The organism is Sphaerisporangium sp. NBC_01403 (genome assembly GCF_045040145.1).
GTDB lineage: Bacteria > Actinomycetota > Actinomycetes > Streptosporangiales > Streptosporangiaceae > Sphaerisporangium > Sphaerisporangium viridialbum.
Map to the genome: position 1 here is coordinate 5,925,288 of NZ_CP109534.1, position 12,507 is coordinate 5,937,794.

The 12,507-nt window shown below is 71.8% G+C and carries 13 protein-coding genes; 8 read left to right on the plus strand and 5 right to left on the minus strand.

Annotated elements, in window-relative coordinates; genetic code table 11:
* Window positions 1-38 precede the first annotated feature (38 nt).
* The 4 genes from OG589_RS26385 to OG589_RS26400 are packed head-to-tail and all read left to right on the plus strand — an operon-like array spanning window position 39 to window position 3,476.
* Window positions 39-791 (plus strand): enoyl-CoA hydratase family protein, encoded by a 753-nt coding sequence (locus tag OG589_RS26385; protein ID WP_405140469.1) that lies wholly within the window; start codon window positions 39-41, stop codon window positions 789-791.
* A complete protein-coding gene (locus tag OG589_RS26390) occupies window positions 788-1,651 on the plus strand; it encodes a CoA transferase subunit A (RefSeq protein ID WP_405140470.1) in 864 nt (287 codons plus the stop codon). Before OG589_RS26385 ends, OG589_RS26390 begins: the two co-directional genes overlap by 4 nt.
* Window positions 1,648-2,406 (plus strand): CoA-transferase subunit beta, encoded by a 759-nt coding sequence (locus tag OG589_RS26395; RefSeq protein WP_405140471.1) that lies wholly within the window; start codon window positions 1,648-1,650, stop codon window positions 2,404-2,406. The genes OG589_RS26390 and OG589_RS26395 overlap by 4 nt, the downstream gene beginning before the upstream one ends.
* Window positions 2,403-3,476, plus strand: a complete 1,074-nt coding sequence (locus OG589_RS26400) for an NAD(P)H-dependent flavin oxidoreductase (protein ID WP_405140472.1) — start codon at window positions 2,403-2,405, stop codon at window positions 3,474-3,476. The genes OG589_RS26395 and OG589_RS26400 overlap by 4 nt, the downstream gene beginning before the upstream one ends.
* 155 nt (window positions 3,477-3,631) lie before the next feature.
* On the opposite strand, the gene OG589_RS26405 is transcribed toward OG589_RS26400, so the two are convergent.
* From OG589_RS26405 to OG589_RS26420, 4 genes are all read right to left on the minus strand, one after another.
* Window positions 3,632-3,802, minus strand: coding sequence for a hypothetical protein (locus tag OG589_RS26405; RefSeq protein ID WP_405140473.1), 171 nt, complete (start codon window positions 3,800-3,802; stop codon window positions 3,632-3,634).
* Window positions 3,803-3,841: 39 nt separating this feature from the next.
* On the minus strand, window positions 3,842-4,540 hold the full coding sequence (locus OG589_RS26410) for a pentapeptide repeat-containing protein (protein WP_405140474.1): 699 nt from the start codon (window positions 4,538-4,540) through the stop codon (window positions 3,842-3,844).
* Between the two features lie 288 nt (window positions 4,541-4,828).
* Window positions 4,829-6,367 carry a glycoside hydrolase family 3 protein gene (locus OG589_RS26415; RefSeq protein ID WP_405140475.1) on the minus strand — a complete coding sequence of 513 codons (1,539 nt, stop codon included), beginning with the start codon at window positions 6,365-6,367 and terminating at the stop codon, window positions 4,829-4,831.
* A gap of 273 nt (window positions 6,368-6,640) precedes the next feature.
* Window positions 6,641-7,792, minus strand: coding sequence for an acetyl-CoA C-acetyltransferase (locus OG589_RS26420; RefSeq protein WP_405140476.1), 1,152 nt, complete (start codon window positions 7,790-7,792; stop codon window positions 6,641-6,643).
* A 154-nt stretch (window positions 7,793-7,946) separates the two neighbouring features.
* Between OG589_RS26420 and OG589_RS26425 the strand changes: the two genes are divergently transcribed.
* Window positions 7,947-8,678 carry a TetR/AcrR family transcriptional regulator gene (locus tag OG589_RS26425; RefSeq protein ID WP_405140477.1) on the plus strand — a complete coding sequence of 244 codons (732 nt, stop codon included), beginning with the start codon at window positions 7,947-7,949 and terminating at the stop codon, window positions 8,676-8,678.
* Window positions 8,675-9,358 carry a DNA alkylation repair protein gene (locus tag OG589_RS26430; protein WP_405140478.1) on the plus strand — a complete coding sequence of 228 codons (684 nt, stop codon included), beginning with the start codon at window positions 8,675-8,677 and terminating at the stop codon, window positions 9,356-9,358. The genes OG589_RS26425 and OG589_RS26430 overlap by 4 nt, the downstream gene beginning before the upstream one ends.
* A gap of 8 nt (window positions 9,359-9,366) precedes the next feature.
* Here the strand turns inward: OG589_RS26430 and OG589_RS26435 are convergent, their stop codons facing one another.
* Window positions 9,367-10,461 (minus strand): thiolase C-terminal domain-containing protein, encoded by a 1,095-nt coding sequence (locus OG589_RS26435; RefSeq protein ID WP_405140479.1) that lies wholly within the window; start codon window positions 10,459-10,461, stop codon window positions 9,367-9,369.
* Window positions 10,462-10,787: 326 nt separating this feature from the next.
* Between OG589_RS26435 and OG589_RS26440 the strand changes: the two genes are divergently transcribed.
* Together OG589_RS26440 and OG589_RS26445 are read left to right on the plus strand one after the other, a co-directional pair.
* Complete coding sequence (locus OG589_RS26440; protein WP_405140480.1) at window positions 10,788-11,603, plus strand: SAM-dependent methyltransferase; 816 nt, start codon at window positions 10,788-10,790, stop codon at window positions 11,601-11,603.
* A 52-nt stretch (window positions 11,604-11,655) separates the two neighbouring features.
* Complete coding sequence (locus tag OG589_RS26445) at window positions 11,656-12,288, plus strand: MerR family transcriptional regulator (protein WP_405140481.1); 633 nt, start codon at window positions 11,656-11,658, stop codon at window positions 12,286-12,288.
* The last annotated feature ends 219 nt before the right edge of the window (window positions 12,289-12,507 follow it).

The window sequence follows — 12,507 nt, forward strand, 5'->3', positions numbered from 1 at the left end:
AAGCAAGCGTTAGGTGCCCCAAGGGTCGGTGAGGCGCGATGGGAATCACAGTGAACGGCGGCCCGATCGCGGAGGTCGTGGTCGACGTGCCCCCGGTCAACGCGCTGCCCGTCCAGGGCTGGTTCGACCTGGCGGACGCCGTGCTCGCCGCGGGACGCGATCCGGCCACCAGGGTCGTCGTGCTCCGCGCGGAGGGCAAGGGCTTCAACGCCGGGGTGGACATCAAGGAGATGGAGCGCACTTCCGGGTACGAGGCCCTGGTCGGCGCCAACCGCGGCTGCTACGCGGCCTTCGCCGCCGTCTACGAGTGCGAGGTCCCGGTGCTGGCCGCCGTACACGGCTTCTGCCTGGGCGGCGGCATCGGCCTCGCCGGCAACGCCGACATCGTCGTGGCCAGCGAGGACGCCTACTTCGGGCTGCCCGAGGTGGACAGGGGAGCGCTCGGAGCGGCCACCCACCTGGCGAGGCTCGTACCTCAGCACCTCATGCGGGCCATGGTGTACACCTGCCGGAACGTCACGGCCGCCGAGCTCCACCGGCACGGCTCGGTGCTGGAGGTGGTGCCAAGGGACGAGCTGAGGGACGCGGCGTTCGAGGTCGCCGGCCAGATCGCGGGCAAGGACCCGTACGTCATCCGCCGGGCCAAGGAGTCGCTCAACGGCATCGACCCCGTCGACGTGAAGCGCGGCTACCGGTTCGAGCAGGGCTTCACGTTCGAGCTCAACCTGATGGGCGCGGGCGACCGCCACCGCGCCGCCTTCGCCGACCGCACCCGGGAGGACCTCGGATGAGGGACAAGACGATGTCGATCGAGGAGATCATCGGGTCTCTGGAGAGCGGCATGACGATCGGCATCGGCGGCTGGGGGTCCCGGCGCAAGCCGATGGCCCTGGTCCGCGCGATCTGCCGCTCGGCGCTCCGCGACCTCACCGTGGTCTCGTACGGCGGGGCCGACGTGGGGCTGCTGTGCGCGTACGGCAAGGCGCGCAGGGTCGTGGCGCCGTTCGTCACCCTCGACTCGATCCCCCTGGAGCCGCACTTCCGGGTCGCGCGCCAGACGGGCGCCGTGGAGTTCACCGAGTACGACGAGGGCATGTTCATGTTCGGCCTGCTCGCGGCGGCCCACCGGCTGCCGTTCCTGCCGACCCGCGCGGGCCTCGGCTCGGACGTCATGCGCGTCAACCCGGGCCTGCGTACGATCCGCTCGCCCTACGAGGACGGCGAGGAGCTGGTCGCGGTGCCCGCTCTGACGATGGACGCGGCCCTGCTGCACCTGAACCGGGCGGACCGGCGGGGCAACGCCCAGTACCTCGGCCCCGACCCCTACTTCGACGACCTGTACGCCAAGGCGGCCGGCCGGTGCTACGTGAGCTGCGAGCGGCTGGTCGACACCGCCGACCTGCTGAAGGAGGGCCCCGTCCAGTCGCTGCTGATCAGCAGGTCGATGGTCACGGGCGTGGCGGAGATCCCGGGCGGCGCCCACTTCACGACGTGCGAGCCCGACTACGGGCGCGACGAGGCGTTCCAGAGGAGCTACGTCACCGCCGCCTCCGGCCAGGACTCGTGGACGTCGTTCCGCGAGCGCTACCTGTCCGGCGACGAGGCCGCGTACCAGGCCGCCGTACGACAGGCGCGCGAGGAGGCCCGATGACACCCGTGCCGACGCGGGCGGAGGTCTGCGTGGTGGCATGCGCCGAGGCGTTCAGGGGTGACGGGGAGATCCTGGCCGCGGGCGTCGGCGGGGCGATCACGGTCCTCGCGGCCCGCCTCGCGCGGCTGACGTTCGAGCCCGACCTGATCACGCACGACGGGGTGTGCCTGCTCACCGGCGACGTCCCTCCCCTCGGTGCGGACCCTGAGGTGGTCGAGGGCTGGCTTCCGTTCCGCGACCATCTCTGGCTCGTCCTCCAGGGACGCAGGCACGTCATGCTGGGGGCGAGCCAGATCGACCGGCACGGCAACACCAACATCTCGTGCATCGGCGACTGGGCCAGGCCGAGGTCGCAGCTGCTCGGCGTCCGGGGCGCGCCGGGCAACACGGTGTGCGACCCGACCAGCTACTGGATCCCCCGCCACTCCCCCCGCGTCTTCGTGCCGCAGGTCGACATGGTCAGCGGCGTCGGGTACGACCGGGCGGCCGAGGCCGGGGCCTCGCGCCACCACGACCTGCGCCGCGTCGTGACGAACCTCGCGGTGCTGGACTTCGCCACCCGCGACCGCTCGATGCGGCTGGCCTCGGTCCATCCGGGCGTCACCGTGGAGCAGGTCGTCGCGAGCACGGGGTTCGAGCTCGCCATGCCGGCAGGCGGCGTGCCGGAGACCCGCACGCCCACCACCGAGGAGCTCGGCCTCCTCAGGGAGCGCCTCGACCCGGGATCCCTGCGCGACCGCGAGGTCCCCGGGTGATCCCCGCCGGATGGACGCCGCGCACCGCGTTCACCGAACTGGTGGGGTGCCGGTATCCGATCGTGCAGACCGGGATGGGGTACGTCGCGGGCGCGCGGCTGGCGGCGGCGACGTCGAACGCGGGGGGCCTCGGGATCATCGCGGCCGCCACCATGTCGGTGGAGCGGATGACCGCCGCCATCAGATCGGTCAAGGACCGCACCGGCGCGCCCTTCGGGGTCAACATCAGATCGGACGCGGACGACGCCCGCGAACGGGTCGAGGTGATGATCCGGGAAGGCGTGCGCGTGGCCTCCTTCGCGCTCGCTCCCCGGCGGGAGCTGATCGCCCGGCTCAAGGACGCGGGAGTCGTCACGATGCCTTCCGTGGGCGCCCGCCGCCACGCCGAGAAGGTCGCCGCCTGGGGGGTGGACGCCGTGATCGTGCAGGGCGGCGAGGGCGGCGGGCACACCGGGCCCGTCCCGACCACCCTGTTGCTCCCCCAGGTCGTCGACGCCGTGGATGTGCCGGTGGTCGCGGCCGGGGGGTTCTTCGACGGCCGGGGCCTGGTCGCGGCGCTGGCCTACGGCGCGGCCGGCGTCGCCATGGGAACGAGGTTCCTGCTCACCTCGGACTCGACGGTGGGTGAGGAGGTCAAGAAGCTCTACCTCGGGGCCTCGGACACGCTGGTGACCACCCGGGTGGACGGCGTGCCCCATCGGGTGCTGAGGACGCCGTTCGTGGAGTCGCTCGAAAGGGGCGGGCGGCTCAGGGGCCTGGCGCGGGCCGTGGCCAACGGCGCGCGGTTCAAGAAGATCTCGGGCCTGACCTGGCCCGAGATGATCCGTGAGGGCCGCCGCATGAGGCACGGGCGCGACCTCACCTGGGCCCAGGTGCTCCAGGCCGCCAACACCCCGATGCTGCTCAGGGCCGCGATGGTCGACGGCAGGGCCGACCTCGGTGTGATGGCCGCAGGGCAGGTCGTCAGCGTGATCGACGATCTCCCCAGCTGCGAGGAGCTCATCGCCCGCATCATGGCCGAGGCCCACGACGCGCTGTCCGTCCTACCGGCAACGGACAACGACCACTAGCCCAAAGCCCCGCCCCCGCATCCCTCGGCTCCGCACACCCTGGTACGTCAGCTCCCGTCCAGCACCGCGCACCCCTTGAGATCTCAGCCCCCGCCCAGCACCGCGCACCCCTTGAGATCTCAGCCCCCGCCCGGCACCGCGCGTCCCGTGGCACCTCACCTCTCGTGCAGCACCGCGCGCAGCCGGGGCAGGAACGCGCCGGGGTCGTCCGCGAATGCGATGTGGCCGCCGGGGAAGGCGGTCGGCTCGGTGCCGAGCGCCGCGGCGAGCGCGGTGGACGTGCGGTCGCAGAACTGGCCGGCCGACTCCGCTCCGATACCGACCACGATGCGGGCCGGCCCGTCGCGCAGGGCGGCGATCGTCGGTCATACGACCGTGAGGCCGCGGGTGGCGAGGAGGGCGGCGGCCTGGGCGTGGCTGATGACGGCGCCCTTGAGATAGCGCAGCTCACCGTCGTCGGGCTCGCCGAGGTCGGCGCCGCGCAGGTCGGCCTTGGCGAACTTCGCGTCCACGAGGCGCGCGCGGATGAGGCGGCAGTCGGTGAGCAAGGCCTTGGTGAAGTCGCAGGCGGAGAGGTTGGCGTCGTCGAACCGGACGCCGTCGATCGCCTGGCCGCGGAAGCCGCAGCCCGAAAGGTCGGCGAGGGTGAGGTTGCTGCCGGCGATCGTGTAGCCCGTGCCGCGGCAGCCCGTGAGCTTCGCGCCGATCATGCGGCAGCCGGTGAAGGAGACGTCGGTGAGCAGCGTGTCGAAGAAGTGTGCGCCGGAGAGGTCGATGTCGGTGAAGACGGCGTCGATCAGCTCGGCGCCGCCGAAGCGCACGCCGGCTCCCCCGCCTCCGGCGAACCGCGCCCCGTCGAGGTCGGCACGCCGGAAGTCGGCGCGGTCGAGCACGCACCTCTCGAAGACTGCCTGCACCAGGCTCGCCTCGGAGAGGTCGGCGCCGCTCAGGTCACAGTCGCGGAACAGCAGCGGCCCGGCCTGGAGCACGTCTGTCAGGGCGGCCCCCGACAGGTCGAGACCGTCGAACTCCCGCTGCTCGGCGACCAGCCGTGCGATGTCCATGCCCGCGATTCAACCAGCCGCCTACGACAGAATCGGCCCACCCCACCGCCGCCCGGAGGCCGATCAGGTCGCCGATGCGACCGCGTCCCCCCGCCGCGCCGCTCAGGGACGGCGGGAAAGCCGAGGGGGTCACCCGCAACGTCCTGCCCGGACCTCACGCTGATCCCCACTCGCGGACGGGTGGGCCGGGACGGGCAGGTCCCGGGCCCGCCCGTCCGCGACGCGGGAACGTCCTCCCGGTGAACGTCCCCGCACGGCCGGCGACGCGCATCGCCGGCCGCGGCCCGGTCAGATCCCGGCTTCCAGGAGGCCGGTGAGGGTCTCGGCCGCCGCCTGGCCGCACACGCGGGCGGCGCCGTGCGTGGCGATGTGGACGGCGCCCAGGTCGGTACGGCCGGGCAGGCCCATCTCGACCACGATGGCGTCGGGCCGGGCGCCCAGCAGCCGGTCGAGCGCCGCCATCTGCCAGGCGTGGCGGTGCGCGTCCCTGACCACCACCACCAGCGGGCGGTCGGCGGCCGGGGCGAGGACGGCCTCGTCGAGCGACGTCCCCGCGCTCTCCTGGTCGAGGCGCACCACCGTGGTGCCGGGGAGCAGCTTGCCGAGCGGCTCCCCCACCCCCCACGGCATGTCCTTGTCGATCGCGAGGTTCATCCGGGGGGACAGCTCGGCCACGTGCGGAGCGGTCACCAGCGGGAGCACCCCGGCCCGCCTGGTGACCCGTACGGCCCGGCGCGCGGCGGCGAGACCGACCACCCCGTGCGCGGCCGACGCCGCCTGCCCGGACTGCGCGGCCGAGGCGGAGAGGTCGGCCGGGGCGGGCGGACGGCCGGAGGTCCAGGCCGTGAGCTCGGCGACCCGGCGGGCGGCGTCCGCGAGCCGTTCCTCCGGCAGGAGCCCGCCGGTCACCGCGTCGGCGATCGCCTCGCGGATCGTCACCACCACCGCGTCATCGGAGTTCTCGCCGCCGACGCAGATCAGGTCCGCGCCCGCGGCGACGGCCCGCGCGCTTCCCCCGCCGATGCCGTACCGCTCGGCGACCGCGGCCATCTCGACGGCGTCGGTGATGGTCACGCCGTCGAAGCCCATCTCGTCCCTGAGCAGGCCGGTGAGGATGCGGGGGCTGAGCGTGGCGGGGAACTCGGAGTCGTACGCGCCGACCAGCAGGTGGCCTGTCATGATCATGCGCACGCCCTCGGCGATGGCGGCGCGGAACGGGAGCAGTTCGATCTCGTGGAGCTGCTCGCGCGTCGCCGCCACCCCGGGCAGGCCGTGGTGGGAGTCGACCGCGGTGTCCCCGTGGCCGGGGAAGTGCTTGGCGCAGGCGGCGACCACCGCCGCCTGGAGCCCCCGTACCCAGGCGGCGGTGTGCCGCGCCACCAGCGCCGGGTCCGCCCCGAACGACCGCAGGCCGATGACCGGGTTGCCCGGGTTGGAGTTGACGTCGGCGGCGGGCGCGAAGTTCACGTTGATCCCGGCGGCGGCGAGGTCGGCGCCGAGCCCCCTGGCGATCTCCTCGGTGAGGGAGACGTCGTCCACGACCCCGAGCGCGTAGTTGCCGGGGCGGGAGCTTCCGGTGTGCGCCTCCAGCCGGGTGACGTCGCCGGTCTCCTCGTCGATGCCGATGACGGCGTCCGGCCGCTCGGCGCGCAGGGCGGCGGTCAGCTCGGCGAGCTGGGAAGGGGTCCCGATGTTCCTGGAGAAGAGCACGACGCCCGCCAGTCCCTCGCCGAGGCGGCGGCGCAGCCAGTCGGGCGGGGTCCTGCCTTCGAAGCCGGGGAGGAGGACCGAATCGGCCAGACGCAGTAGCTCGGGGCTGCGCTTCATGCACTCTCCTCGCCTGGCGGCTCGTCGGCGGACCACGCCGGAGGCTCGCAGGACCGTATGGCTCGCGGCATCCGGTGGTGGCGCTCGCCACCGGTCACCGTCTGGGACAATCCGACAATCTAATAGGAAACTTTCCTATTTTCCATACCCAGCGACCATGGGATCTCGCCTCTTTAGAGCGCTCTCACGACCTGACTCGACCATACGCGCAGAAGGCCCGGCCGTCCCCCGGGAGGGCGTCGTCCGGCCGGGATCACCCGGTTCTCTCGCGAGTCAGAGGCGTTCGATGATGGTGACGTTCGCCTGACCGCCGCCCTCGCACATCGTCTGCAGGCCGTAGCGCCCGCCGGTGCGTTCGAGCTCGTGGAGCAGCGAGGTCATCAGCCGGGCGCCCGTGGCCCCGAGGGGATGGCCGAGGGCGATGGCCCCGCCGCCGGGGTTGACCCGCGCGGGGTCGGCCCCGGTCTCGCGCAGCCAGGCCAGCACCACGGAGGCGAACGCCTCGTTGATCTCCACGATGTCCATGTCGCCGATCTTCATCCCGGCCTTCCTGAGAGCGTGAGCCGTGGCCGGGATCGGCGCGGAGAGCATCATGATCGGGTCGGCGCCGCGCGCCGACATGTGACGGATACGGGCGCGCGGGGTCAGCCCGTGCGCCCGTACGGCCTCCTCGGAGGCGATCAGCAGGGCGGCGGCGGCGTCGGAGATCTGCGAGGACACCGCGGCGGTCAGCCTGCCGCCCTCGACCAGCGTCCTCAGGGAGGCCATCTTGGCGAGCGTGGTGTCGCGGCGCGGGCCCTCGTCGGCGAGCACGCCGGCGAAGGGGACGATCTCGCGCTCGAACCGGCCCTCGTCGATCGCGGTGAGCGCTCTCTGGTGGGACTCGAGGGCGAACTCCTCCATGTCCCGCCGTGAGATGTCCCACCTCTCTGCGATCATCTCGGCGCCGCGGAACTGGGACACCTCCTGCGCGCCGTACCGCGCGTGCCAGCCCCTGGAGCCGGTGAACGGGGTGGCGAAGCCGAGCGCCTGTCCCGCCACCATCGCCTGCGAGATCGGGACCATGCTCATGTTCTGCACGCCGCCCGCGACGACCAGGTCGGCGTTCCCGCTCTGGACGGCCTGCGCGGCGAAGTGGACGGCCTGCTGGGAGGAGCCGCACTGCCTGTCGACGGTCACGCCGGGGACCTCCTCGGGCAGCCCCGCGGCGAGCCAGCAGGTGCGGGCGATGTCCCCGGCCTGCGGGCCGACGGCGTCCACGCATCCGAAGACGACGTCGTCCACCGCGGCGGGGTCCGCGCCGGTACGATCCATGAGCGCGCGGATGACGTGGGCCCCGAGGTCGGCGGGGTGAGCCGAGGCCAGGCCGCCGTTCCTCCGCCCGACCGGGGTGCGCACGGCGCCGACGATGTACGCCTCGCTCATGGCAGGCCGTCCTTTGCCTCGAGGTGCCCGGTGCGAAATCGGTCGTCACTAAGGGTAGCAAGCGCTTGGTAGACGGGGGAACATGGGGTGAGCAGGCGACTCACCGCAGGCGTTAGGTGAACAAGCGATTGCGCGGAGGCCCATAATGGAGGGCGTGAACACGCGAAAGAACTCCGGCGGCGCGTCGGCGGTCGCGGGGGCGACCGGAGGGGCTCCCCCCCGGGGCGGCTCCGCGGCGGCGAAGCGCCAGGGCGGCACACGGCGCGCCACCTCGTCAGGTCCGGCCTCCGAGCGCCGCGACCACCTCGTTAAGCTCGCCGCCGAGCTCTTCGCGCGCAAGGGCTTCCAGGCGACCACCGTGCGCGAGATCGCCGTCGAGGCGGGCATCCTGTCCGGGAGCCTCTACCACCACTTCGACTCCAAAGAGACGATCGTCGACGAGGTCCTGTCCACGTTCCTCAAGGACCTTATCGGGCGTTACCGCGCCGCTCTCGACCAGGACGGCGACCCCCGCACGATCCTGTCCGAGATGGTCCGCATCGGCTTCAGCACGCTGGAGCCGCACCGGGCCGCCATCACCGTGATGCAGAACGACTGGAACTACCTGCGCTCCCTGCCCGGCGACCGCTTCGACTACCTCATCAAGGCCGAGGACGAAGTCGAGCGCATGTGGGTGGAGCAGATCAAGCGCGGCCAGGCCGAGGGCCAGTTCCGCGCCGACGTCGACCCCAAGCTCACCTACCGCATGATCCGCGACACCATCTGGGTCGCCGTGCGCTGGTTCCGTCCCGGCGGCAGGCTCAACACCGCCGGCCTCGCCGAGCACTACGTCACCGTCCTGTTCGACGGTCTCGCCACAGGGGAACGGACCAGCCACAAAGCATGACCCCGCTCCACAAAGCCGTCCGGGTCGCGCTCACCGAGGTGGCGGACGCCGCCAAGGCCCCCGCGATGCAGGCGTACATGAAGTCCACGATGCCCTTCCTCGGCGTCCAGGCCGTTCCCCGGCGGGCGGCGGTGAAGAGGGTCCTGTCCGAGCACCGCATCGACAGCGCGCCCGAGTGGCGCCGCACCGTCCTCGCGATGTGGCGCGACGCCGAGTACCGCGAGGAGCGGTACGCCGCGATGGAGCTGGCGGCGTTCCGCTACTACAAGGGCTTCCAGACCCTCTACACCGTGCCGATGTACGAGGAGATGATCGTCACAGGCGCCTGGTGGGACTACGTCGACGACCTGGCGGTCAACCGCATCGGGTCGCTGCTGCGGGCCTACCCCGACACGATGCGCCCGCTCATGCTCGAATGGGCCGGCGTTGACGACCTGTGGCGGCGGCGCACCGCGATCCTGTGCCAGAACTCCTTCAAGGACCGCACCGACGCGGGCCTGCTGTACGCCTGCATCGAACCGAGCCTCGCCGACACCGACTTCTTCGCCCGCAAGGCCATCGGCTGGGCCCTGCGCGAGTACGCCAAGACCGACCCCCGCGAGGTCGTCCGCTACGTCAACCACAAGGGGCTGAACGGCCTGAGCCGCCGCGAGGCGCTGAAGAACCTTCCGCTCGCCTAGCCCGGGCGTCATGCCGCCCGCCGCAACAGCGCGGCGCTGCCGTAGCTGCCGCCGAAGCCGGTCACCAGGGCCGTCTCGTGCGCTCCGCCGCGTAGCTCCCGCACGGCCTGCGCCACGTTGTTGAGCCCGTGCACGTAGCCCTCCGACAGCAGGCCTCCGTGCGGGTTGACCGATCTGTGCCCTCGCCCGAGCAGGTACGCCCCGAGGTCCTCCCTCGCGACGAGGCCGAAGTCCTCCAGTTGCCTTGGCACCAGCCAGGAATAGGCGTCGTAGAGGAGCGCGACGCCGACATCGCGCGGCGACAGGCGCGCGACCTCCCACAGCATGGGGGCGACGTAGGCGGAGAAGACGGCCGTGACGTCGGGCGCCCGGTCCATGGCCGAGCAGCCGGGGCCGCCGCCGCGGACGACCGCGTGGATCCGCGGCGCCTCGGGCGCGTGCCGCGCGTCCCGCACGACCAGCGCGCAGGCGCCGTCGGTCTCCTGGCAGCAGTCGACGGTGCGCAGCGGCGTGCAGACGTACGGCCTGGCGAGGTACTCGCCGAGCGGCAGCGGCTCCCGGCGCAGGGCGCGGGGGTTGGCGGCGGCGTTCTCCCTGGACTGGGCGACGACGGCGTGCAGGTGCTCCTCGGTGAGCCCGGTGTCGTGCAGGTAGCGCTGGGCGGCGAGGGCGAACATCGGGACGGGCCCCGCCATGCCGTACGGGATGGTGAACCGCTCCTGCGGGCCGGTGGAGACGGTGTTCATCCGCTTGCCCGAGCGCCCGTTGAGCGCCCGATAGACCAGGATATTTCGCGCTATACCGCTAGAAATCAGCATCGCGGCGTCGCCCAGGATGGACGCCGCCTGGGTCCCGCCCCCGCTGATGTCGTTGTGCCAGCCGATCCGCTCCATCCGCAGGGCCCTGGCCACCCGCACGACCGGCACGGAGTCGTTCATGTGGTAGCTCAGCACCGCATCCACGTCCGCCGGGACGATCCCCGCGTCGGCGAGCGCCGCGCGCGAGGCCTCGACCGCGAGTTCGAGCTCAGTACGGCCGGACGCCCTGGTCAGGGCGGTCATGCCGACCCCCGCGACCGCCGCCCGCCCGGCGAACCCCTGCATGGCACCCCTCGTCCGTGCCGCTCGCCGGGACGGGGCGCGATCCGCCCCGGCGAGCGGCGTCCATGGACGCGGCCGTACGGACCGGGCCGCGTTCGGCTACACCCGGTGGTCCTCTGCGATCGAGCCACCGCCCGTCACGCTAACGCCCTCATCACACTTAGGCAAGCGCTTGCTCGGTTGGCCCTGGACCGCCCGGGTGACCGATATTTGACACACAACCAGAAATACGGCCACATGATCAACATCACCGTTATTTTCGTCTATATTCGGCCATAGAGCGTTAGTCGGCGGGCGTTATGACTCCGGATGACGAGGCGGGGGCACGGATGAGCGAGCAGGAGCAGGCTCCACCCGGGATCGACCCGAGGACACCCAGCGTGGCCCGGATGTACGACTACTACCTCGGCGGCAAGGACAACTTCGCCGCCGACCGCGAGGCCGCCGAGAAGATCATCGAGGTGCTGCCGAGCGTCCGGCACGTCGCCCGCGAGAACCGCGCCTTCCTCGGCAGGGCCGTGCGCTTCCTCGCCGAGCTGGGGATCGACCAGTTCATCGACATCGGCACCGGCCTGCCGACGCGGGAGAACGTCCACCAGGTGGCCCTCGACGCGGCTCCCGCCTCGCGGGTGGTCTACGTCGACAACGACCCCATCGTGCTCACCCATGCCCGCGCCCTGCTCGCCGACAACCCGAGGACCAGCGTCATCGAGGGCGACCTGCGCGACCCCAAGGGGATCATGGAGCACCCGCTGGTACGGGCCCAGATCGACTTCGGCAGGCCGTTCGCCGTCATCCTCTGCGCGATCGTGCACTTCGTCGGCGACGACGAGGAGGCCGCGAGCATCGTGACCCACCTGCGCGAGACCCTCCCGCCCGGCGGCGCCCTGGTGCTCTCGCACGGCTTCAAGGGCGAGCTCGACGACCAGACGCTGGCGCAGGCGGGAGAGATCTACGCGCGGACCAAGGGTGCTCTCAAGGTGCGCGACCGGGGCACGATCCGCGGCTACTTCTCCGGGCTCGAACTGGTGGAGCCCGGGCTGGTGCATGCCGGGTCATGGCGCCCCGACCACGACCTCCAGGAGGACCAGTCGGCGCCCGGCGTGCTCGGCGGCGTCGGCCTCGTCCCCCGCCCTCCTCACTGAGCGCACACGGCCTGGATAGTAAAGGTATCCAAATGGGCGGTACGATCCGCCCATGCGGATTTCCCAGCTCAGCGCCGTGTCGGGAGTGCCGATCCCCACGATCAAGTACTACCTGCGCGAGGGTCTGCTCCCCCAGGGCGAGCAGACCTCCGCCACCCGGGCGGAGTACGGCGACACGCACCTGCGCAGGCTGAGGCTGATCCGCGCGCTCCTGGAGGTCGGCCGCCTGCCCGTCGCCTCGATCGGCAAGATCGTGGCGGCGGTCGAGGACGAGGAGACGCCGGTCCACGAGATGCTGGGCACGGCCCACTACGCGCTGGCGTCACCGGGCGAGGCCCGGCCGGACGACGAGGAGCACCTGGCGGCCCGTGAGCGCGTGGACGCGCTGATCGGCGAGCTCGGATGGAGCGTCCACCCCGAGGCCCCCACCCGCGAGGAGCTGGCGCAGATCCTCGTGCGGCTCGACCAGCTCGGCATGCCGGCGGACGACGAGAGCATGCGCCATTACGCCGGCCTGATGATGCGCCTGGTCTCGGAGCACGAGATGGCCAAGATCCCCTTCGACGGCCCCCGCGAGACCGCCGTCGAGTCGCTCGTGATCGGCACAGTCCTGTACGGCAAGGCGTTCGACGTGCTCAGGAGGCTGGCCCAGGAGTCGGAGTCCGCCCGCATCCTCGGCCGCTGACCTTCGGAATCTTGCGAAAGCCCGCAACGACTCATGACAGTCGGCGCAAGAATTCAAGCGAGTGTCGCAGCTATAGAGCAAGATTACGAAACTATTTCGCAGGACCCTTGTGGAACGAGGCATGGGCGTCCTAATGTCACCTCACCCTCTGGCGTCCGCTCCCGAGCGCCTTCAGGTGTTCACCCCCCGAGAGAAACGGACATTCGATGTCACGCAGCA